The sequence below is a fragment of the Ruegeria sp. HKCCD7559 genome (assembly GCF_013110575.1).
Classification (GTDB): domain Bacteria; phylum Pseudomonadota; class Alphaproteobacteria; order Rhodobacterales; family Rhodobacteraceae; genus Ruegeria.
In genome coordinates this window covers 1,497,368-1,517,877 of sequence record NZ_WVQU01000001.1, presented here as the reverse complement: position 1 = coordinate 1,517,877, position 20,510 = coordinate 1,497,368, and the positions used below count along the sequence as shown (strand labels likewise).

19 protein-coding genes and 2 tRNA genes are annotated in these 20,510 nt (G+C 58.1%); 9 read left to right on the top strand and 12 right to left on the bottom strand.

What is annotated here, in order from left to right:
* Nucleotide 1 precedes the first annotated feature (1 nt).
* Together GS605_RS07585 and GS605_RS07580 are read right to left on the bottom strand one after the other, a co-directional pair.
* The gene (locus GS605_RS07585; protein WP_171723542.1) at nt 2-1,051 is read right to left on the bottom strand and encodes an ABC transporter ATP-binding protein; all 1,050 of its coding nucleotides are present in this window, start codon (nt 1,049-1,051) and stop codon (nt 2-4) included.
* An 82-nt stretch (nt 1,052-1,133) separates the two neighbouring features.
* On the bottom strand, nt 1,134-2,873 hold the full coding sequence (locus tag GS605_RS07580; RefSeq protein ID WP_171633478.1) for an ABC transporter substrate-binding protein: 1,740 nt from the start codon (nt 2,871-2,873) through the stop codon (nt 1,134-1,136).
* Between the two features lie 245 nt (nt 2,874-3,118).
* Between GS605_RS07580 and GS605_RS07575 the strand changes: the two genes are divergently transcribed.
* From GS605_RS07575 to GS605_RS07545, 7 genes are read left to right on the top strand one after another with little or no spacing between them, the layout of a single operon-like run.
* Nucleotides 3,119-4,480, top strand: a complete 1,362-nt coding sequence (locus GS605_RS07575) for a V-type ATP synthase subunit B (protein WP_171723541.1) — start codon at nt 3,119-3,121, stop codon at nt 4,478-4,480.
* The gene (locus GS605_RS07570) at nt 4,458-5,063 is read left to right on the top strand and encodes a V-type ATP synthase subunit D (RefSeq protein WP_171723540.1); all 606 of its coding nucleotides are present in this window, start codon (nt 4,458-4,460) and stop codon (nt 5,061-5,063) included. Before GS605_RS07575 ends, GS605_RS07570 begins: the two co-directional genes overlap by 23 nt.
* The gene (locus GS605_RS07565) at nt 5,060-6,856 is read left to right on the top strand and encodes a V-type ATP synthase subunit I (RefSeq protein WP_171723539.1); all 1,797 of its coding nucleotides are present in this window, start codon (nt 5,060-5,062) and stop codon (nt 6,854-6,856) included. The genes GS605_RS07570 and GS605_RS07565 overlap by 4 nt, the downstream gene beginning before the upstream one ends.
* Nucleotides 6,853-7,296, top strand: coding sequence for an ATP synthase subunit C (locus tag GS605_RS07560; protein WP_152457528.1), 444 nt, complete (start codon nt 6,853-6,855; stop codon nt 7,294-7,296). The genes GS605_RS07565 and GS605_RS07560 overlap by 4 nt, the downstream gene beginning before the upstream one ends.
* Nucleotides 7,296-7,973, top strand: coding sequence for a hypothetical protein (locus GS605_RS07555; RefSeq protein ID WP_171633464.1), 678 nt, complete (start codon nt 7,296-7,298; stop codon nt 7,971-7,973). The genes GS605_RS07560 and GS605_RS07555 overlap by 1 nt, the downstream gene beginning before the upstream one ends.
* A 1-nt stretch (nt 7,974) precedes the next feature.
* Complete coding sequence (locus GS605_RS07550) at nt 7,975-8,667, top strand: hypothetical protein (protein ID WP_171723538.1); 693 nt, start codon at nt 7,975-7,977, stop codon at nt 8,665-8,667.
* Nucleotides 8,664-10,505, top strand: coding sequence for a V-type ATP synthase subunit A (locus GS605_RS07545; protein ID WP_171723537.1), 1,842 nt, complete (start codon nt 8,664-8,666; stop codon nt 10,503-10,505). Before GS605_RS07550 ends, GS605_RS07545 begins: the two co-directional genes overlap by 4 nt.
* 10 nt (nt 10,506-10,515) lie before the next feature.
* Here GS605_RS07545 and GS605_RS07540 read toward each other — a convergent pair.
* From GS605_RS07540 to GS605_RS07515, 6 genes are all read right to left on the bottom strand, one after another.
* Nucleotides 10,516-10,590: transfer RNA gene (locus GS605_RS07540), tRNA-Glu, on the bottom strand.
* A 24-nt stretch (nt 10,591-10,614) separates the two neighbouring features.
* Nucleotides 10,615-10,689, bottom strand: a tRNA-Glu gene (locus GS605_RS07535).
* Nucleotides 10,690-10,787: 98 nt separating this feature from the next.
* Nucleotides 10,788-12,530 carry a single-stranded-DNA-specific exonuclease RecJ gene (gene recJ / locus GS605_RS07530; RefSeq protein ID WP_171723536.1) on the bottom strand — a complete coding sequence of 581 codons (1,743 nt, stop codon included), beginning with the start codon at nt 12,528-12,530 and terminating at the stop codon, nt 10,788-10,790.
* Between the two features lie 93 nt (nt 12,531-12,623).
* On the bottom strand, nt 12,624-13,607 hold the full coding sequence (gene glpX, locus GS605_RS07525; protein ID WP_171633455.1) for a class II fructose-bisphosphatase: 984 nt from the start codon (nt 13,605-13,607) through the stop codon (nt 12,624-12,626).
* 69 nt (nt 13,608-13,676) lie between these two features.
* Nucleotides 13,677-14,963 carry a homoserine dehydrogenase gene (locus GS605_RS07520; protein ID WP_171723535.1) on the bottom strand — a complete coding sequence of 429 codons (1,287 nt, stop codon included), beginning with the start codon at nt 14,961-14,963 and terminating at the stop codon, nt 13,677-13,679.
* Between the two features lie 127 nt (nt 14,964-15,090).
* A complete protein-coding gene (locus GS605_RS07515; RefSeq protein ID WP_171170524.1) occupies nt 15,091-15,339 on the bottom strand; it encodes a hypothetical protein in 249 nt (82 codons plus the stop codon).
* A 102-nt stretch (nt 15,340-15,441) separates the two neighbouring features.
* Here GS605_RS07515 and GS605_RS07510 point away from each other — a divergent pair, with 102 nt between their 5' ends.
* Nucleotides 15,442-16,029, top strand: a complete 588-nt coding sequence (locus GS605_RS07510; protein WP_171723534.1) for a TetR/AcrR family transcriptional regulator — start codon at nt 15,442-15,444, stop codon at nt 16,027-16,029.
* 21 nt (nt 16,030-16,050) lie between these two features.
* Here the strand turns inward: GS605_RS07510 and GS605_RS07505 are convergent, their stop codons facing one another.
* Nucleotides 16,051-16,962, bottom strand: coding sequence for a pirin family protein (locus GS605_RS07505; protein ID WP_171723533.1), 912 nt, complete (start codon nt 16,960-16,962; stop codon nt 16,051-16,053).
* A 157-nt stretch (nt 16,963-17,119) separates the two neighbouring features.
* Between GS605_RS07505 and GS605_RS07500 the strand changes: the two genes are divergently transcribed.
* Entirely contained in the window at nt 17,120-17,599 is a 480-nt protein-coding gene (locus GS605_RS07500; RefSeq protein ID WP_171723532.1) for a hypothetical protein, read from the top strand.
* On the opposite strand, the gene GS605_RS07495 is transcribed toward GS605_RS07500, so the two are convergent.
* The 3 genes from GS605_RS07495 to GS605_RS07485 are packed head-to-tail and all read right to left on the bottom strand — an operon-like array spanning nt 17,561 to nt 20,326.
* Nucleotides 17,561-18,157, bottom strand: coding sequence for a TadE/TadG family type IV pilus assembly protein (locus tag GS605_RS07495; protein ID WP_171723531.1), 597 nt, complete (start codon nt 18,155-18,157; stop codon nt 17,561-17,563). The genes GS605_RS07500 and GS605_RS07495 overlap by 39 nt on opposite strands.
* Nucleotides 18,158-18,161: 4 nt before the next feature.
* Entirely contained in the window at nt 18,162-18,692 is a 531-nt protein-coding gene (locus GS605_RS07490; RefSeq protein ID WP_171723530.1) for a TadE/TadG family type IV pilus assembly protein, read from the bottom strand.
* Entirely contained in the window at nt 18,689-20,326 is a 1,638-nt protein-coding gene (locus GS605_RS07485; protein WP_171723529.1) for a TadE/TadG family type IV pilus assembly protein, read from the bottom strand. The genes GS605_RS07490 and GS605_RS07485 overlap by 4 nt, the downstream gene beginning before the upstream one ends.
* Nucleotides 20,327-20,510 lie beyond the last annotated feature (184 nt).

Below are 20,510 nucleotides of genomic sequence, written 5' to 3'. Positions count from 1 at the left end.
GTCAGGCCACCCTTTTGCCGTCTTGGCCGAAATACCGGCAATGGGCCGGGTTCATGAAGAATGTGTGGTCCTCGCCCACCTGATAGGGGTGGACCCCGGCGGCCAGCGACACCCAGGCGTCCTCGCCATGCTGGAAATGCGCGCTGGAATCCGAGCCCGAAAGCTCGGTCACGATCACTCGGCCGGTCAGTTCCACGTCCGCGTCAGACGTACGGAACGGCGTCACGCGATGCGGCCGCACCGCGACCATGTAATCTCCGTCGGCCATGTCGGTTACGGCCCAGCCACCTCCTCCAGCCAGTTGCGCCTGCGCAGCGGAAACGGTGATGCGTGCGACATTGATCGGCGGGTCCGAAAAGACCCGCGCGGCGGCGATGTTCTCGGGGTTGCGATAGATGTCAGCGGTTGGCCCAAACTGGGTCACGCGACCATCTTCCATCAGGGCGGTGTAGCCGCCCAGCAGCAGCGCCTCTTCGGGCTCGGACGTGGCATAGACCACCACGGCCCCGCGACCTGCGAACAGGTCGGGCAGCTGCTCGCGCAGTTCTTCACGCAGTTTGTAGTCAAGGTTGGCCAGCGGTTCGTCAAGGAACACGGCGCGGCTTTCTTTGGCAATGGCACGCGCCAGCGCTGTGCGTTGTTGTTGCCCACCCGACAGCTCGTGCGGGCGGCGGTGCAGCATCGGTCGCAATTGCAGCAGGTCGGCGGCCTCTTCCACGCGACCTTCGACCTCGGATTGCGCCATGCCTGCCACGCGCAGGGGCGAGGCGATGTTGTCGAATACGGTCATATGCGGGTAGTTCACGAAGAACTGGTGCACGAGGCTGATTTTTCGCTTCTGCGTATTCAGCCGTGTGACGTCCTGCCCATCCATCAGGACCTTGCCCGAGGCGATCGGGTCCAGCCCGGCCATCATCTTGATCAGAGAGGTCTTGCCCGAGCCCGTCGCGCCCAGCAGCACGTTGAAGTGGCCTGTTTGAAGGGTCAGGTTTGTGGGCTTGATATGTATGACGTTGCCGACCCTTTTGGTCGCGTCTTGAAGTTCGATCATGTCCGTGGGTTCCGGTCCTTCAGTGCAATGCACTGGTCTTGAAGTGGGGGTGCCTGATGCGGCACCCCCGGGTTTCAACGGCTTACTGAGACTGCCAGCGCTGAACCAGTTCGTCATAGTTGACAGTCTGGCCTTGCGGCTTTTCGTTCTCAAGCTTGGCCTTGGGCGAACCTGCTTTTTCCAACCAGAAGGACGGATCCTGCGGCTCGTTCAGGCGTGGACCGCAGCCGCCGTAGACACCGGCGCTTTCATCCGCGGCCTGCATCCGGGCCATGGTGATGTCCATCTCTTCGGCCAGACGATCCATCGCCTCTTGCGGGGTGAAGGCGCCCGAGTTCACGTCACCGATCTGCTGCCACCAGATCTGGGCCAGCTTCGGATAATCCGGCACGTTGATGCCAGTCGGCGACCATGCCACGCGGTCAGGCGAGCGGTAGAACTCGACCAGACCACCCAGCTTGGGTGCGCGTTCGGTGAACGACTCGTGGTTGACCGAGCTGTCGCGGATGAAGGTCAGACCCACATGGGACTTCTTCACGTCGACAGTTTTGGAGGTCACGAACTGGGCATAAAGCCAGGCTGCCTGGGCACGATCCGAGGGGGTCGATTTGAGGAACGTCCAGGACCCCACGTCTTGGTAGCCAACCTTCTGGCCTTCTTCCCAATAGGGGCCGTGCGGGCTGGGTGCCATCCGCCACAGCGGCGTGCCTTCGTCATCCACGGTGTTGTTGCCTTCGGACTTCGGCTTGACCATGTCGGCGGTGAAGGCCGTGTACCAGAAGATCTGCTGGGCCACGTTGCCCTGGCTGAGTGCGGGCAGCGACTGGTAGAAGTCATAAGACGCGGCACCCGGAGGCGCATAGGCCCGCAGCCATTCATCCCATTTCCGGATCGCATAGACCGCAGCCGGACCGTTTGCAGCACCACCACGCGACACCGAAGCGCCAACAGGGTTACAGGTGCCCGCTTCCATGCGGATGCCCCATTCGTCGACAGGCACACCGTTCGGTTCGCCCTTGTCGCCGGCACCGGCCATCGACAGCCAGGCATCGGTCATGCGCCATCCGAGGTCGGGCGCGCGCTTGCCGTAATCCATGTGGCCGTAGATCGTGGTACCATCGACTTCTTTCACATCATTGGTGAAGAACTCGGCGATATCTTCATACGCGGACCAGTTGACCGGAACGCCCAGATCATAGCCGTACTTTTCTTTGAACGCGGCTTTGTTCGCCTCATCATCGAACCAGTCCTTGCGGAACCAGTATAGGTTCGCAAACTGCTGGTCCGGCAGCTGATACAGCTTGCCGTCAGGACCGGTGGTGAACTGAATGCCCATGAAGTCATCCAGATCCAGCGTCGGCGAAGTCGTCGCGGCCCAGTCACCGCCCATCATGTCCGTCAGCGGATAGGCCAGCTGCAAACGCGAATGGGTGCCGATCAGGTCACTGTCGTTGACATAGCCGTCATACAGGTTGCGACCCGTTTGCATTTGGGTTTGAACGGCCTGAACCACTTCACCTTCACCCAGAATCTGGTGGTTGACCTTGATACCGGTGATTTCCTCGAACGCCTTGGTCAGCACCTCGGATTCGTAGGAATGTGTCGGGATACCTTCGGACAGGACGTTGATTTCCATACCTGCGTAAGGCTGTGCAGCTTCGATGAACCACTGCATCTCGGCCATTTGTTCGTCTTTCGACAAGGTCGATGGCTGGAATTCGTCGTCGATCCAACGTTGTGCTGCGGCTTCGTCGGCCCAAGCAGGACCGTGCCCCGCAATGACGGCAGCCGCCGCCACTGCGGAAAGTAGATGTCTCCGCATCTGTCTCCTCCCAAAAATTTATGGTTCTCCGGCGGAAACCGGATGACGCACAGCATCAGCGATTTCCTGCGTATGTGTCAAACTAAAAATTTAGTAATTGACGTTCAGGAATTTCGAAAGGGGCGGGGCCGAACTCGTTTGCCAATTTTTGAATTCGTTGTAAGCTAGGATTGTCATTACAAAAATTACCGCTGAGACGTGCGGCGCGAATTACGAAAAACGACTTGGAACAGTGAGGATAAGCAATGTCCCGAAGTCTGTTGAAGTACACGCGTGTTCTGGAAATCGTCGGGGACACAATCAAGGTCCGGGTTCCGATCCAGAGCAAGGGGGGACCGGCTGTCCGGTTCAACGACCTCGCTGTGATCGAGACGGTGGATGGCCGAAAAACACTGGCTCAGACGATCTTCATCGACCGCGATGTCGTCACGTTGCAAGTGTTTTCCGGCACCAAGGGCATATCGACCGAAGCAACGGCAACCTTTCTCGGTCACCCGATGCAGACACCTTATTCGGCCAACATTCTGGGCCGCGTTTTTGATGGCGCCGGTGTGGCCATTGATGGAGGCCCCGACCTGTCTGCGGAACCGCACATCGATATTGGCGGACCGACCGTCAATCCGGCGGAACGCGCGGTTCCAAACAGAATGATCCGCACGGATGTGCCGATGATCGACGTGTTCAACACATTGGTCGAGAGCCAGAAAATTCCGATCTTCTCGGTTTCAGGCGAGCCATTCAACGCGTTCCTCAGCCGAATCGGTATTCAGGCCGACGCGGATATCGTGATCTTTGGCGGGCTGGGGCTGATTTTTGACGACTACCACACGTTTCGTACCTCGTTCGAAGATGCAGGTGTGTTTTCGCGCACCGTCATGTTCGTCAATCAGGCGATGGATCCTTTGGTCGAACGTCTGCTGGTGCCGGACATGGCATTGGCAGTGGCCGAGAAATTCGCTGTGGAAGAGGGCAAACGCGTGCTGGTCCTGCTGACGGACATGACCGCCTATGCTGACGCGATGAAAGAGGTAGGCATCAGTCAGGAGAGGGTGCCATCTCAGCGCGGCTATATGGGGGACCTGTATTCGCAGCTTGCGCGCCGATACGAAAAAGCCTGTGACTATGCCAAAGGCGGGTCGGTCACGGTTCTGACCGTCACGACCATGCCCGGCAACGACGTAACCCACCCGGTGCCTGACAACACCGGCTATATCACCGAAGGGCAGTTCTATCTGCATTCCGGCGTGATCGATCCGTTCGGCAGCCTGTCGCGCCTCAAGCAGAACGTGATCGGCAAGAGCACCCGTGAAGATCACGGGCAGATCATGAACACGATGATCCGTTTCTATTCTGAAAGCCGCGATGCCTCGCAAAAACAGGCGATGGCCTTCGACCTGTCAGACTATGATCACCAATTGCTGAAATTCGGCGGCCTGTTCCGGTCTCGGTTCATGGACATCAATGTTTCGATCCCGCTGGAAGAGGCGCTGGATCTGGGTTGGAAGACGCTGGCAGAGTGTTTTGCGCCGGAACAGTTGCTGATGAAGCAGGCGTTGATCGACAAGTATTTCCCGAAGGATGCCAATGGCGCGGTTGCAGCTGAATAAATCGTCGCTTGCGCGCGAGCAGACGCAGCTGAAAAGCTATGAGCGGTTCCTGCCGTCGCTGGACCTGAAGAGACAACAGTTGATGGCTGAACGGGCCCGGGCCCGGGAAGAGGTCGACCGCCTCGAGCAAATGGTGCAGGCGTTGGTGCAGCAGGTTGGCGAAAAGCTGCCGATGCTGGCCCAGCAGGGTGTCGCTCTCGATGGGCTGGTCAAACTCAAGGACTACAAGGTCAAAGAGGTCAATGTGGTAGGGGTCAAACTGCCTGACCTTGATCGGATCGAGTTGGTGGTGCGCCCGTATTCCGTTTTGGCCAAGCCCCATTGGGTCGATGCCGCTGCGCTTTTGCTGCACGACGTCATCGAAGCGCGGGTGCGGGTGAAGATTGCCGAAGAACGCGTTCGAATCTTTGACAAGGCGGTGGCCACCATTACCCAGCGGGTCAACTTGTTCGAAAAGGTTCTGATCCCGCGCGCCAAGGCCAACATCAAAAAAATCCGCATCTACCTGAGCGACGAACAGATGCAGGCTGTCGTGCGGTCAAAGATCTCGAAACGCAAGCACGCGCAGGAAGCTGTGACATGAGCGTTGCGCGTTTGAAAAAGATGTCCCTGATAGGGCCGGCTGCAAAAAAGGCGGACACGCTTGAGGCGCTTCAGACCCTTGGCTGCATGCATGTTTTGCCGCTTGTACCGCCGCCAAACGAACCGGAAAAGATCAGCGATCGTGGTGCAAGAGAGGCGTATAAGGCGTTGCGTTTCCTTGTAGAAGTGCCTGAACCACGCCGTCAGATCACGCGCGCCCCGGATTTCGACATGGACCGTTTCGTGCGCGAGGTGACCGACCTCATGCAGCGCATTCGGGATACGATGGACCGGCGTGACTTTCTGGCCCATCGCATCGCCCAGGTGCGACCCTGGGGTGATTTGGATTTTCCGCCGACCGATGCGCTGGCTGGCAACAGGCTGTGGTTCTATCAGCTGCCGCTGAAGCACCGGGATGCCCTGTCCGAGGTCAGATTCCCATGGGCAATATTGGCGGAAGACCACCGGTACCTGTATGCCGTTCTGATTTCACCTGACGAACCCGATGATGGCGTTCTTCCTGTTCCGCGAACGCATGTTGGCTCGCTGCCTGTGCACGAGCTTGAGGCCCAGTTGGAAGAGGCCGAGATCGCCCTCGAGGCGTTGGAAGCCGAACGCGTTGCGCTGACGCGCTATCTGACATTGATGCGCCGGAACCTGTCCGTCGCTGAAAGTGCCGCTGAGCTTGCCCATGCAACGCAGAAAGTGCGCGACGAAGAGGCAGTGTTTGCTTTGCAGGGGTGGGTTCCCGTGGATCAGGTGGAGACTGTTCTTGCCATGGCAAACGCCAAGGGCTCGGCCGTACTGATTGAAGATCCGGGGCCGGGCGACACGCCCCCGACCTTGTTGGAGCAGCCTGAAAACCGCAGGGCCGCTGTCGATCTGGCGCTGTTCTATCAGGTGCCAGGATATCAGGACTGGGACCCCAGCGTCATCGTCTCGGCGTCCTTTGCGATCTTCTTTGCCATGATCGTGGCGGATGCCGGGTACGGTGCTGTCATCCTGCTGGCTGTGCTGGCCTTTTGGAGACGGATGGATGGCACGGCAGGTCAAAGATCCTGGCGTCTGTTCGGCCTGATCATCTCGGCTGTTTCGATGTTTTACGGCGTCATGGTGGGCAGCTATTTTGGGGTATCACCGGCTGCCGGCTCGATTTGGGCAAGGCTCAAGGTGCTGGATTTGAACGATTTCGGCGCGATGATGATGGTCTCGATCGTCGTTGGCATTATACACCTTGTCCTGGCCAACGCACTTGCGGCCCGCGCGGCATGGGGGCAACGCAAGGCGGTTGCCAATCTGGGCTGGATTGCGGCCCTGATCGGCGGGTTTGTCCTTTGGCTCGGCTACATGAACGGCAAATCGCCGGTGCCGGGCGCGGCTATTCTGGCCGCCGGCATCGTGGCGATTGTGCTGTTTTCCAGCGAGCGGGTCATCCAGAGGCCGATGGACTGGATCTGGCGTTTGCTCGAAGGGGTTCAAAGCCTTGCCGGGGCGATGGGCGCGTTTGGGGATGTTCTCAGCTATATGCGTCTTTTCGCGTTGGGCCTTGCTTCGGCCTCGCTGGCGATCACGTTCAATGATCTGGCGGTGTCGGTCATGCAGGCCCTTAGGGGGCCGGGCATTCTGTTTGGGTTGCTGATATTGATCATAGGTCATGTATTAAACTTCGCGCTCGCGATGATGAGCGGCGTCGTGCACGGCTTGCGTCTCAATTACATCGAATTCTTTAAATGGGGTCTGCCGGATGAAGGTGTCATCTTTCGTCCATTTGCCCGCAAGGAGGTTCAGGAATGAATGAGCTTGTTCTTACACTGGGTTGGCTGGGTATCTATGCGCCAATGGCGTTGGGGGCTGCGGCCAGCGCCATAGGGTGTTCGATCGCCGGTATGGCCAGTATCGGGGCCATGACCGAAACCGAGGGCGGCTATGGCCGTTTCGTGGGTGTATCCGCGTTTCCCTCAACGATGGTCATCTATGGGATCGTCATCATGTTCACCCTGAACCGCGACGTGACACCTGAAAACGCGGGCGGTCTGTTCGGAATTGGCATCCTGTCGGGTATCGCGCTGATGTATTGCGGCATCTGGCAGGGTCGGGCCTGTGCAGCTGCGATCAATGCGACCAAGGAAAAGCCCGAGATTTTTGGCCTTGCTCTGGCCCCTGCCGCGATCATCGAAGGGTTTGGTGTTTTTGCGTTCGTGTTTGCGTTGGTCATCAGTGCGGGGATCAGCTGATGGCACAAGACAGAACGATTGCGCATGGGGTTGACGCGCTGATCGACAAATTGCGCAACGATGGGGTTGCCGCTGGTCAGGCCGAAGCCGAGAAATTGCGCGCAGACGCCAAGGCCGAAGCCGCGCGCATCGTGGCAGAGGCAAAGCGCGAAGCCGATGAGTTGAAAAAGAAAGCCCGCACGGAGACAGATAATTACAGGGCCGCCGGCGAAGAAGCATTGAACACGGCGATGCGGGATGCCGTGCTGACCATGAAGGCGGGTCTGACGGATCGCTTCAGGGCAGACGTCGAACGCCTCGTGACCAAAGAGATGTCCGATCCCGAGCTTCTGAGGCAGATGATCCTCGAGGTGGTAGGCCGGGCCGGGGAAGGTGCAAATTTGAATGGCAGGGTTTCCGTCGTTCTTCCTGCCCGGGTCGCCACGCAGGAAGACATCAAGCAAAACGCCGATGACATTCAATCCGGCAAGCTGACAAAATATGTTCTTGGGCTGACTGCGAAGATGCTGCGCGAGAATATCGAGTTGCACGCAGCCGATGACGTGCAGGAAGGCATCCGCGTTCGCGCAGAAGATCAGGGTGTTGTTCTGGACCTGACGGATAAGGCGGTGGCGTCGCTGTTGATGGAGCATTTGCAGCCCCGGTTCCGCGCCGTTCTGGAAGGGGTCATCCGCTGAGATGTCAAAGCAGGACGCCTATATCGCGTTGATGTGCAGCCTTCCGGGTTCGGAACGGTTGTTCGTTGCCAGGCAGCCGCCCTTGTCACGTATCAGGCTGGACCGTCGATTGACGGTTTTGACACCGGAGGACAGCAAAGTTCTAAAGATCCTCGAGCACGCGTTGAGCTGGAACGCCTACGACATGGATGTCACCGACGTACAGGCGATCCAGCGCTGCAAACAAGCGATGGTGGACATCCCTCAGCCCACCTTGCGTAAACTCCTCATGGAACGCATGGAACTACGCTCTGTGGTCGCGGCGCTGCGATTGCGGAAACGCGGAGAACCAGCACCTTCAGGCGCATTCGGAGTCGGACGATGGAGCCGCCACATCCCCGCCAATTGGGGTGATCCCAGCTTTCGGCTGGAACGGCTCATGCCCTGGATCAAAGAGGCAACCCAATTGCTGGAAAACGAAGATCCGCTGGGTCTGGAACGTCTGCTTTTGTCGATAAGCCACAAGCAGCTCAAGCGGCACGCGGCTCGTCACATGTTCGATTTCGAGGCGGTCGCCATCTACGTTCTGATCTGGAACATCTTCGACCGCTGGGCGCAAAGCAGCGCTGCGGAAGCCGCCAAGAGATTTGAGAAACTGGCACAACAGGCCATGGCCGACTTCGCTGATGTCGATCTTGAGGGAGCAAGAGCATGACAGCCCCAATCTCAGCCAAACATTCATCGACCGCACGCGTCGTCCTGGTTCAGGAAGGGCTTGTGCGGATACAGGCCAATCCGGACGCGACCGGCCACCCCGGTCAACTGGTCAAAAACGAAGTGGTTTACATATTGCCTTCGCGTTCCGGTCCCGGTGGGCGTCAGGAAAGGCTCAAGGGCGAAGTGCTGCGCGTACGTGGGGATATGGCGGACGTTCAGGTCTATGAAAGCACTGATGGGGTGGCGGTCGACGACCCGGTGGAGCAATCAGGTCAGCTCTTGTCGGTAGAGCTGGGTCCGGGGCTGCTGGGGCAGGTGTTTGACGGGTTGCAGTCGCCTTTGCCCAAGGTGGCGGCAGCATTTGGTACCTTCCTGCCGCGCGGCGAAGATGTCGCGCCCTTGGATGAAAACGCGAAATGGTCCTTTACGCCGTCCGTTAAGGTGGGCGACACGGTCACTGCCGGGGACAGTATCGGAACGGTGCCCGAAGGCCATTTCAGCCACAAGATCATGCTGCCGTTCAACTGGACCGGCGCGTACAAGGTGGTCTGGGTGCAAAAAGGCGCGGCCACGATCCATGACATCGTGGCCCGCCTGGAAGACGAAGACGGTGGCGAGCATACGCTGACGCTTTTGCAGAAATGGCCGGTTCGGCGACCATTGCCGGAAAACATACTGAAGCGCGCACTGTCCGAGCGGTTGTATCCCACGGAACCGGTGCTGACGTCGCAACGGCTGATCGACACGTTCTTTCCGATTGCACGCGGCGGCACCGCCTGTATTCCCGGGCCGTTCGGTGCGGGCAAGACCGTGCTGCAAAACCTGATCGCACGGAACGCGAAAGTTGATATCGTGATCGTCGTGGCCTGCGGCGAACGTGCAGGTGAGGTGGTCGAGACCATCGAGGAATTTCCGAAGATGACCGATCCAACCACCGGTGGCAGCCTGATGGATCGGACGATCATCATCTGCAACACGTCATCCATGCCGGTTGCCGCGCGCGAAGCGTCGATCTTCACCGGGATCACGTTGGGGGAATACTACCGCCAGATGGGCTATGATGTCTTGTTGATCGCCGACAGCACCAGCCGGTGGGCGCAAGCCATGCGCGAGACCTCGGGCAAGCTCGAAGAGATCCCGGGCGAAGAGGGGTTCCCGGCCTATCTGGAAAGCTCGATCAAGGGTTTGTACGAACGCGCCGGGGCACTGAAAACGAATGACGGCGATCTTGGCAGCCTGACGCTGATCGGAACGGTTTCGCCTGCTGGAGGCAATTTTGACGAGCCGGTAACCCAGTCGACCTTGTCGACGGTCAAGTGTTTCCTCGGGTTGTCATCCGAACGCGCCTACAAGCGATTTTATCCAGCGGTCGATCCGATGCTCAGCTGGTCTCGGTATACTGACCAATTGTCCGACTGGTATGACAGGAACGCCGAACCGGGGTGGACAGCCAAAGTGCGCACCCTGTTGGCCCTGATCGAAAAAGGCGAACAGGTCGATCAGATGATGCAGGTCACTGGGGAAGAGGGCGTCACAATTGACGACTTTGTAACCCAACAGAAAGCCTTGTTCGTCGATATGGTCTACTTGCAGCAGGACGCATTTGACACAGTCGATGCGACAGTGCCGCTTGAACGGCAGATAAAGACGTTCAAGCTTGTGTATGATGTGACGCAATCCAAGGCGGTCTTTGTCGACAAGGCCGAGGTAAGGCAGGTGTTTACGCAACTGACCGGGCTGATGAAAAACTTTCACTACGCGGCAGAAAACACACCCGAATACAAATCCACCTGGCAAAAGATCGAGAACCTGTGCCGAGAAAAGTTCGGGGTTTGATCAGGAGAAATGGTAGCCCGTAGGGGAATCGAACCCCTCTTTCCAGGTTGAAAACCTGGCGTCCTAACCGATAGACGAACGGGCCACATGGTAGTGACGCAAGCACAAGTGGTAGCCCGTAGGGGAATCGAACCCCTCTTTCCAGGTTGAAAACCTGGCGTCCTAACCGATAGACGAACGGGCCACGCTGGCTTGTGGAGGGCCTTTTACGGTTTCACCGTGACCCCCGCAAGCCGAAAAACGCAGGGATGAGAAAGTTTTTTATGCCGTCCGAGCGAGACGTCAATTTGCCTCTGCCGCGTCCTCGAGCCTGAGCTGCACGGATTGCCGCCCGCCCCAGGTGTTCACCTCAAGCCGGCCCGCAAAATGAAAGCGTGCGCCACCATGATTTGACAGTCTCTCGCCCATCGGACCGTCAAAGGCACCAAAGGCAATCGCATCCAGCCCACCACCCATGCCATCGGATAATGACAACTTCAGGTGCGTTTCCCCGACACGTTTGGCAAAACGCACCTGAAGATCCGGAAGTGCGTATCGCGGGGCAGGGGCTCCGGCACCAAACGGTCCGGCCTGTTCGATCTGTTCGACAAGGTCCACTGTCGCGGCACCCGGCATAAGGGCGCCTTCCAGCTTCATATCGGCAGGGCCGCCCTGACCTGCGCCTTGTTTTGCCAGCAGCTCGCTGAGGCGCTCCATGGCGGGTTCCAGTTTGTCGCGCATGACGGTAAGTCCAGCGGCCATCTTGTGACCGCCACCCTTGACCAGCAACCCTTCGGCCGCGAGCCGCTGGATCGACGCCCCCAGATCCACGCCCGAGACCGAACGCCCCGAGCCTTTACCCTCATCACCGTCAAAGCCGATCACGATGGCCGGACGGTTGGCGGTTTCCTTCAAACGAGACGCCACGATGCCCACCACACCCGGATGCCAGCCTTCACCGGCGGCCCAGACCAGCGGCGCGTCGAGTCCGCGACCCTCGGCCTGCTCCATCGCGGCGGCGCGCACGGCGTTTTCAATATCCCGGCGTTCCGTGTTCAGCGCGTCCAGACGTTCGGACAGGGCCTGTGCCTCGTGCAGGGAATCCGTGCTCAGCAGGCGGGCGCCCAGATCGGCCTGCCCGATGCGACCACCTGCGTTCACGCGGGGGCCAAGCAGAAAACCCAGGTGATAGCTGTTGGGCGCCGTGTCCATGCGCGAGACATCGGACAACGCGACAAGTCCGGGGCGTTGCCTTTGCGCCATCACTTTCAGGCCTTGTCGAACCAGGGCGCGATTGGCACCGATCAAAGGCGCAACGTCAGCTACGGTTGCCAGGGCCACCAGATCCAGCATCGATATCAGGTCAGGCCCCTTTGCGCCTGCCGCGCGCAGCTGGCGGCCTGCTTCGACCAGCATCAGAAACACGACACCCGCCGCGCAGAAATAGCCCAGATCACCGCTTTCATCTTGCCGGTTGGGATTCACGACTGCAACGCAATCCGGCAGGGTTTCGCCGCCGAGGTGGTGATCCAGAACAATCACGTCCGCCCCCGTGGCTGCGGCAATCGGTTCATGGCTGAGCGTGCCGCAATCGACGCAAATGATCAGGTCGTGGCTGGTTGCCAGTTCCCGCATTGCCGGAACATTCGGACCATATCCCTCATCAATCCGATCCGGCACATAAAGCGTCGCCTGCAACCCCATCTGCCGAAGCCAAACCAGCAACAGCGCGGCAGAACAGCCGCCGTCAACATCGTAATCCGCGAACACCGCGATTTTCTGGCAATGGCGTACGGCGTCCAGAAAACGCGCCGCCGCCGTTTCCATGTCCTTCATATCGCGGGGATCTGGCAGCAGCTCTTTGAGCTTGGGGTCCAGAAAGCCGCGCGCCTCCATGACCGGCACGCCACGACGGGCCAGAACCTGACATACCGCGCGCGGCAGGTCGGTCTGTTGTGTCATCATCTCGGCAGCCCGTTCCAGCTCGGCTTCCGGGCCAACCCAGCGCCGCCCGGTCAGTGATTGTTCTACGCCAAGAAAACCCATTGCCTGCCCCTTGTGAACCAAGGCCGGATCCTTTCGGACCCGGCCTTTTCATCTTTTCCCAAATACTCCCGCCGGAGGCAACGGCGCAAGCCGTTAGGCGTTATCGTGCGGCCACGTGGGGGTGCGATACGACATGCGGCGTACGGACCCGGTCTTTGAACGCATCAGCAACGTCGTGGTTTCCACCCAACCCGGCTCGCGCTTGATGCGCGGCAACAGAGAGCCGCCGGTTACACCCGTTGCGGCAAAGATCACATCCGCGGTCACCATTTCATCGCGCGAATAGACCCGGTCCAGATCGGTGATGCCCGCCTTGGCAGCACGGCCCCGCTCGTCATCGTTGCGGAACAACAGGCGACCAAAGATCTGACCGCCCATGCATTTCAGCGCGGCAGCGGCAAGCACGCCTTCGGGGGCGCCACCCTGGCCCATATACATGTCGATGCCGGTCACTTCGCTTTCTGCGCAATGCATGACGCCCGCCACGTCACCATCGGTGATCAGGCGGATCGATGCTCCGGTTTCGCGCACTTCGGCGATCATCGCCTCGTGACGCGGGCGTTCAAGAATGCAGACGGTGATGTCCGCAGGCTTGCAGTTCTTGGCCTTTGCCAAGGCTTCCACCCGTTCACGTGGAGACATGTCCAGATTGACGACACCCTCGGGCAGGCCCGGACCAACAGCCAGCTTGTCCATGTAAACGTCGGGCGCATGCAGCATCGAGCCGCGCGGGCCCATGGCAATCACGGTCAGCGCGTTGGGCATATCCTTTGCGGTCAGCGTTGTACCTTCCAGCGGGTCCAGCGCGATGTCCACGCCGGGGCCGTTTCCGGTGCCGACTTCTTCGCCGATATAAAGCATCGGAGCTTCGTCGCGTTCGCCTTCGCCGATCACCACGACGCCAGCTATGTCCAGCAGGTTCAGCTGTTCGCGCATCGCATTTACGGCGGCCTGATCGGCGGCTTTCTCGTCACCACGCCCCACCAGCGAAGCCGAGGCCAGCGCAGCCTGTTCCGCCACCCTTGCCAGCCCCAGAGACAGCAGGCGGTCGTTGAAATCGGTTTTGGCAGCACTCATTGTCATGTATCCTCTGGTCATTTAAGCCGTTTCTATCGGCATAGCTTGCGTTTCATACAGGTCGCAAGTTCAAACCTCTTCAATCCGCAACGCGACGGGGGCACCGGCAACCACATCCGTTTCCTGGAACCCGTCCAGCGCAACGTCCAGCGCGGCGCGGGTGGTTTTGTGGGTGACGATCAGCACAGGCGCCGTGCTTTCGGCATGGGCGTACTGGCGCATCCTGTCTATGGAAACACCGGCATCGCCCAGAATGGCTGCAACCTTGGCCAGTGCGCCCGGTTTATCCAGCAGACCCAGCCGCAGATAATAAGGCGCTGGCAGGCCCGTGACGGCGGGGGCCGCAGCCTCAAGCGATTTGGCCGGTCGGCCAAAGGTCGGGATTTGCAGCCCGCGTGCCAGATCGCACACGTCGCCCATCACGGCGCTGGCCGTCGGGCCTTCACCCGCACCGGGGCCGCGCAGAACAACCTGTTCAACCGCGTCGCCTTCGATCACCACCATGTTGGTGCCGCCTTCCAATTGCCCCAAGGGCGAGTCGCTGGGCACAAGGCAAGGCTGCATGCGTTGTTCCAGCCCGCGCGCGGTGCGCTGTGCCACGCCCAGCAGTTTGATGCGAAAGCCCATATCCTCGGCCTGGTCGATATCGTCGAGGCTGATTTGCTGAATGCCTTCGATCTCAATCCCGTCAAAATTCGGCTTGGTGCCAAAAGCGATCGAGGCCAGCAAAGCCAGTTTGTGCGCGGCGTCGATGCCACCGACATCCAGATTGGGGTCGGCCTCAAGATACCCAAGTTCTGCACATTCATCGAAAAGGGCGTTATAGCCCTGACGCTGCGATTGCATCCGGGTCAGAATGTAGTTGCAGGTACCGTTCATCACGCCCATCACGCGTGTGATCTCGTTTCCGGCCAGCCCCTCGGTCAGGGATTTGATGACGGGGATACCGCCCGCGACTGCGGCCTCAAACCGGATGACGCGGCCAGCAGCTTCGGCCTGTTCGGCCAGTTCCTGCCCGTGAATGGCCAGTAATGCCTTGTTGGCGGTCACGACGTCTTTGCCGCTGGCCAGCGCGGCTTCGACCGAGGCCTTGGCCGGACCGTTTTCACCGCCCATCAGTTCGACATAGACATCGATATCGTCACGTTTCGCCAGCGCAACCGGGTCGGTTTCCCAGGCATAATCCGACAGGTTCACACCGCGGTCCTTGTTCGGATCCCGCGCCGATACGGCCACGATTTCAATCGACCGGCCCGTGCGCGCCTTCAGCAAATCTGCATGGCGGCGAACAATCTTGACGACACCCACGCCGACAGTTCCCAAGCCCGCAATTCCCAGCCGCAGTGCCTGTGTCATGTCGTGGGTTCCTTTCCGCTCGAAACTTGTCTGAATTCGGACGCCTGCCCGATCAGCGCTGCCTTATCGGGTTCAGGCCAAGGGTGCAATCCGTCACCGGGGGATTGTCGAGGTCAAATGTCACGCTTTAGTTGGTTTGCGCGTTTTGCAACGCCTGAGCCTTTTTCGCCAGCGCCTCGCTGCGCTGCGTCAGGTCTTCTTCCACCTCTGCGGCCTGGCTGACGGGATCAATCGAAGGCCCCAACGTTTCCTGCACCGGAATAAGACGCGGGTAGGGGGCCGATTTGACCGAGGCCGGTTCACTGCCTTCAAGTTCGGGAAAGTCTGAACACCCGGCAAACACAAGAATAATAGGCAGAACAGGCAGCAGTTTCATGTGGCACGCTTTTCGGTTTCGTTCGTCCTTTCGTGATGCACCTTTTGCCGGCGCCGATCAAGCGGGGTTCTATATGAACATTTGTTCAGATACTGTGGGCGGATGGCACGTACTCAAGGCTCCCACTCTGATATCACAGGCCCGCGCATTCGAAAGGCGGCCCTGAACCTGTTTGCCCGCCACGGTTATGCGGCGGTTTCGATGCGGCAGATCGCGAAAGAGGTCGGCGTTCAGGCGGGGGCGCTATACAATTACACGCCGGACAAGCAGAGTTTGCTGTATCGGTTGATGCGAGAGCATATGCAGGATCTGCTTTCGGCGCTCAACGCGCTGGAGCGCTGCGATGACTGCCAGCAAGCGTTGCGCCGATTTGTCGGTTTTCACATACGTTTCCACCTGCAACGCCCGGACGAGGTGTTCATCGCCTATATGGAACTGCGCAACCTCTCACCCGGGAACTTCGCCGAAATCGAAGATCTTCGGCGTCAGTATGAAAACGCGTTGGAAGACATCCTTCACTCTGGCCAGAAGGCTGGTCAGTTTGCGATACCGGACACCAAGATCGCCACGCTGGCGGTGATTGCCATGTTGAACGGTGTGATGACCTGGTACAGGTCCGGAGGGCGACTGTCACTGGACGAGGTCGAACAGATTTATTGGAACATGGTGCATAAGGCGGTGACGGCCTGACAGGGCCAGACCGTCACTGTGTCAGTGCGCAGGGCGAATGAAGGTCCCGTTACGCAACTCCCGAAAGGCTTGTTCCAGTTCGGCCTGCGTGTTCATCACAATAGGCCCGTGCCATGCGACGGGCTCATTGATCGGAGCCCCCGAGATCAACAGAAACCGCACGCCTTCGGGGCCAGCCTGAACGGTGATTTCGTCCCCCGTCCCGAAACGTACAAGCGTGCGGTCGCCCGACATATCCCGGATATTCACCTCTTGCCCGGCGACCTCTTTTTCCAACAGCACACCGGACGGGCGTGACGCATCTGCAAAGGCTGCCTGACCTTTAAAGACATAGGCAAAGGCTCGGCGATACGTGTCGATGCGGAAGGTCTTCTTCACACCCGCGGGAACCGAGATGTCCAGATATTGTGGATCTGCCGCGATGCCGTCCACGGGGCCGGTTTTGCCCCAGAACTCTCCGACAATCACCCGAACGGTGGTGCCGTCGTCATCAGTGACTTCGGGGATATCCTTGCTTTGAACATCCTGATAGCGCGGGGCAGTCATCTTCTGATCCGAAGGCAGGTTGCCCCAAAGCTGAAACCCGTGCATCTGCCCCGAGGTGTTTCCCTGCGGCATTTCCTGATGCAGGATTCCGGACCCCGCCGTCATCCACTGCACGTCGCCCGCGCCCAAAGTGCCGGTGTTGCCCAGCGAATCCGAGTGCTCGACCGATCCGGCCAGAACATAGGTAATCGTCTCGATTCCGCGATGCGGATGCCAGGGAAAACCGGCCTGATAGTCCTGCGGGCGTTCGTTCCTGAAATCGTCGAACAGCAGGAATGGATCAAGTTCGGACGGGTCCTGAAACCCGAATGCGCGGTGAAGTTTCACGCCAGCCCCTTCCATCGTCGGGGTGGCCCTGCGTGTTTCAAGTGTGGGTCTAAGGGACATATTCGCCTCCGGTTCGTTTGATCAGCATGTAACCCCTGCGTGATTGCGGTCAATCAGCGTCAATTAACCGGAGCTGTGCAAATTTGCTGCGCAACCAAAGCCCTGTTGTTTCCCCTGGAAAATCGCTAAGTCGAAGCGAAACGGACAGGAGACATCCATGCAGGACGAAGTGCTGGCAACGATTCAGGCATCATCCCCCAGACGGTGGATTGGAGTAGGGATGTTGTCGACGGTTGGGATGCTGGTCACATACGTCGCTTTGGCATCGCCGCCCGAACCGGCGTGGCAAGTATTTCTTTTTGCTGTAGGGGGCGCGTCGCTTTGGCTGGCCTATCGTGTATGGCACGCGACCCAGGACCATATTGAACTGACACAGTCGGAATTGCGTACCGGGTCAGGCCGATTGATCGCAAAGGTGGCTGATATTGAATCGGTGGATCGCGGTGTGTTTGCGTTCAAGCCGTCAAACGGTTTTCTGGTTCGCACCAAGCTCAAAGATACGAACCAATGGGCCCCCGGCTTGTGGTGGCGGATCGGTCGCCGGGTTGGCGTGGGCGGCATGACATCTGCCGCCGAGGCCAAGTTCATGTCCGAAATTCTATCCGCTATTTGTGCAGACGAACGGGGTCTGAGTTAAGTTACAAGCAACTTCGTTTGTAAAGCGGGGACGGGTAAAGATGAAGTTCTCAAAGGTGATACCTGTCGCAAAATCCCAGCCCGGTCTGAATGTGGGGATGTATTCATTGGACGTTTCAACCAGAATAACGGTGTCCTGATTGGGCATTGGCGGCAGGCGGTTTTCGATTTCATCGATCCTGTTGTCATCCCATTCCTGATCAAAGCCGCGTACGGTCGACCAGCGAACGTAGTGGCGATCATCGTCCTCATCGTAAATAATCAGAGAAATACGCATCTTCACATCTGACCGGTTGTTGACCATCTTGCCTGCCAAATCGTGCAGCGAGTCGATATACACATCGGTCACGGCCCGCGTTTCACGCGAAATCAGATCGCTGATCGTATAAGCTGCCTTTAGATTGGAGGCGCTTTGACGAAACCCCTCGAATGCAGTGAACGTGAACGTGATCGTCCATAACATCAATGGAAAAATCATGAGGGCTTCAACGGTCAGTATGCCGCTTTCGTCTTTCTTGAAGACTTTGACGCGATTTTTCAGATATTGGAGTACAGACATGATCTTACTCTGGCTCCTGTACGAATGCCGTTGTTGCGGTCACCGCATAGTGGCCGGTAGCGTCCGGGACAAGCTTGGCAATGGCTGAGGTCTCAAGAACCGGATCTATGCGCAGGCAGGCTCGCAGGATCATCAACTCATTGGATTGGCCGCTTTTGAAATCCAAAACCGGCTTGGGATCTTCGGAACTGTCCGTGCAGGGGATGCTGTCTGAAAGCACGATACCAGCGAACGCGTCCTGCTTGACCATTTGTAGTCGCAAATTCCCTGTACAATCCTTGATTCCGGACACTTCGCAAATCCGATCCCTGATCACGTCGTGATTCCAGTCCGTACCCGTACCCAGCCGAATATCCCTTACGATCAGGTCCACCCCACGCTCCAATGCAGCATGCCGCATTGTGATGATGGACAGTTCGGCTCCTGCCACGAGAAGCGCCAGGAAGAAGGGTACGAGCATGATGAACTCGATTGTCGCATTCCCTGCCTCGGATTGCCGAAACAGGCGGAGTTGCGACAGCTTTCCGCTGATCATTGGGTTAGCCTCAGTTTGCGGATCGACGATGCGATGGATTCAAAGGCTTTCTCAAGGTTCAGGCCACTTACGTCATAGACGTGGCTGTCAGAGCTGGCACAGTCTTTGAGGGTCCTGTACCCGCTTCTGGGCGCTTCGAAAGCGATGCCGTAAACAATGATACCCTGGTCTTTGGCCGCATCACAAATATGCTTGGTGCGCTGGTTCTTGGCCGACGTTTCAACTTTCGCGTAGGCCTTTGAATACCATTCCGCCCAACCGCTGGACTGCCAGTAATAGTTGTACCGTGCGTTCCATGCCAAAGATACTCGGTTAAACAGTTCAGGATATGACAACCTAACGGCTGTTCCAGGTTCTTCGTTCAGCTGCGTCTCAGGTTCCGGGTTTCCGTAGGGATGATCCGCCCAAACATCTTGCTGAGGCCAGAAATAATTCGGACGACCCTGAGAATGATACACAGTGTATTCTCCGGCTTCCGAGTTGTACCAAACATCTGACATGCCTTCGCGCAGCGACGGATTAAGCATGTATTGGTTGGTATTCTGACCATCGGTCATAACAATGGCGATTTTCAGAACGTCGGTGCCATAGTCCGAAGGACGGACCGAGAATTTTGATGGCACAATTGTTGTACCTGCATGGGACGGATCCTGTTCCAGCGACAGGTCGCGAACAATTCCGCGCATGCTCGGATCCAGCAGGGCAGTACCCCACTTCATACCGATGTCGATTGATGTGTTCCCACCTGGGGTGAGGGACGCAATCTGGGCAAGCAGTTTGTTCATATTGTCGGTGACAGGGGTGATCGCACTTCCTGCGCGGACCGGACAAACGGGCAGGTCGATAGTCCCTTCAGAATAGGTGAAAGGATCGAAGTGCGCGGTGCGTTCGAGGGTGTCATCCCGTTCCAGATCAGAATCGCTGTACTGTTCTGGAATGAAGTTTACGCAGTGCGAATAGCTGTGTTCTTGGGTGACATTCGTGAACTTGTCCAGAATCGATGCTCCTGCGTTGACCTGCGTTGCGTAAGGAACAATCGAGATTGAAATCTGCGTTTCGTTCGGTTTGTCCAGCATGAGCCTGACAAATTCTGACGCAGCTTCTCTCAAAACTGCGATTTTTGTCTTCGATGGTGTGGCAGACGAGCGCGACATTGAGCCGGAGATGTCGAGAATCAATGAGATTTCAACGGCGCCAATGGATTCTTCAGCTGCACTGGTCGCAACGAGACCCAGTTCGGTGACTTTGCCGAACCTCAGATAGCGGGTTGGAACAACGGCTTCGGCTGTAGCACTTACTTTTTTGGAGCCGAAACCTTCAACAACCGTCGTAATGGCGTTCAAATTGCCCAGCCCGGCCTTGTCCATGTAAGAATCGACGACCGCCTTGGCGGGAAGGTCCTGGTCGAGGTCCGCGGCGGCAAGCACAGCGCGATCCAGTGTGGATTGCAGGCTGGCACGGTCGCGTTCATATTTCATGACATCCATGGCCATGCCGGTAATCGCCAGCATCAAGACCACCATAAACAATACGAAAATAGTGAAGGCGCCATCTTCGTTGCGAGCGAACTGCTCTAATTTGAACGTTTTGCGCTTCGGTTTCGAGCCGTCGTTACAAAGCAAGGAATTCAGCATTCTGGTTACTCCGCTTCACACGTCGAATTCGTGCGTCAAAGAAAAAGAGATTTGGGACAAAGTTAATTTTCAAACGTGGCGTGAATTGGGCGAAAAAGGCTTGGTTTTGGCCTTTTTGGGCGCTCAGGGGGTATAATTTTCACGTTTTCCCATGGTCTGTCGATGAAATGAAAACAATCCGTTA

What these genes read in the sequence shown, in the direction of transcription:
- GS605_RS07585 (WP_171723542.1), bottom strand. Translation starts at nt 1,051, where the DNA reads ATGATCGAACTTCAAGACGCGACCAAAAGGGTCGGCAACGTCATACAT.
- GS605_RS07580 (WP_171633478.1), bottom strand. Translation starts at nt 2,873, where the DNA reads ATGCGGAGACATCTACTTTCCGCAGTGGCGGCGGCTGCCGTCATTGCG.
- GS605_RS07575 (WP_171723541.1), top strand. Translation starts at nt 3,119, where the DNA reads ATGTCCCGAAGTCTGTTGAAGTACACGCGTGTTCTGGAAATCGTCGGG.
- GS605_RS07570 (WP_171723540.1), top strand. Translation starts at nt 4,458, where the DNA reads ATGGCGCGGTTGCAGCTGAATAAATCGTCGCTTGCGCGCGAGCAGACG.
- GS605_RS07565 (WP_171723539.1), top strand. Translation starts at nt 5,060, where the DNA reads ATGAGCGTTGCGCGTTTGAAAAAGATGTCCCTGATAGGGCCGGCTGCA.
- GS605_RS07560 (WP_152457528.1), top strand. Translation starts at nt 6,853, where the DNA reads ATGAATGAGCTTGTTCTTACACTGGGTTGGCTGGGTATCTATGCGCCA.
- GS605_RS07555 (WP_171633464.1), top strand. Translation starts at nt 7,296, where the DNA reads ATGGCACAAGACAGAACGATTGCGCATGGGGTTGACGCGCTGATCGAC.
- GS605_RS07550 (WP_171723538.1), top strand. Translation starts at nt 7,975, where the DNA reads ATGTCAAAGCAGGACGCCTATATCGCGTTGATGTGCAGCCTTCCGGGT.
- GS605_RS07545 (WP_171723537.1), top strand. Translation starts at nt 8,664, where the DNA reads ATGACAGCCCCAATCTCAGCCAAACATTCATCGACCGCACGCGTCGTC.
- recJ (WP_171723536.1), bottom strand. Translation starts at nt 12,530, where the DNA reads ATGGGTTTTCTTGGCGTAGAACAATCACTGACCGGGCGGCGCTGGGTT.
- glpX (WP_171633455.1), bottom strand. Translation starts at nt 13,607, where the DNA reads ATGAGTGCTGCCAAAACCGATTTCAACGACCGCCTGCTGTCTCTGGGG.
- GS605_RS07520 (WP_171723535.1), bottom strand. Translation starts at nt 14,963, where the DNA reads ATGACACAGGCACTGCGGCTGGGAATTGCGGGCTTGGGAACTGTCGGC.
- GS605_RS07515 (WP_171170524.1), bottom strand. Translation starts at nt 15,339, where the DNA reads ATGAAACTGCTGCCTGTTCTGCCTATTATTCTTGTGTTTGCCGGGTGT.
- GS605_RS07510 (WP_171723534.1), top strand. Translation starts at nt 15,442, where the DNA reads ATGGCACGTACTCAAGGCTCCCACTCTGATATCACAGGCCCGCGCATT.
- GS605_RS07505 (WP_171723533.1), bottom strand. Translation starts at nt 16,962, where the DNA reads ATGTCCCTTAGACCCACACTTGAAACACGCAGGGCCACCCCGACGATG.
- GS605_RS07500 (WP_171723532.1), top strand. Translation starts at nt 17,120, where the DNA reads ATGCAGGACGAAGTGCTGGCAACGATTCAGGCATCATCCCCCAGACGG.
- GS605_RS07495 (WP_171723531.1), bottom strand. Translation starts at nt 18,157, where the DNA reads ATGTCTGTACTCCAATATCTGAAAAATCGCGTCAAAGTCTTCAAGAAA.
- GS605_RS07490 (WP_171723530.1), bottom strand. Translation starts at nt 18,692, where the DNA reads ATGATCAGCGGAAAGCTGTCGCAACTCCGCCTGTTTCGGCAATCCGAG.
- GS605_RS07485 (WP_171723529.1), bottom strand. Translation starts at nt 20,326, where the DNA reads ATGCTGAATTCCTTGCTTTGTAACGACGGCTCGAAACCGAAGCGCAAA.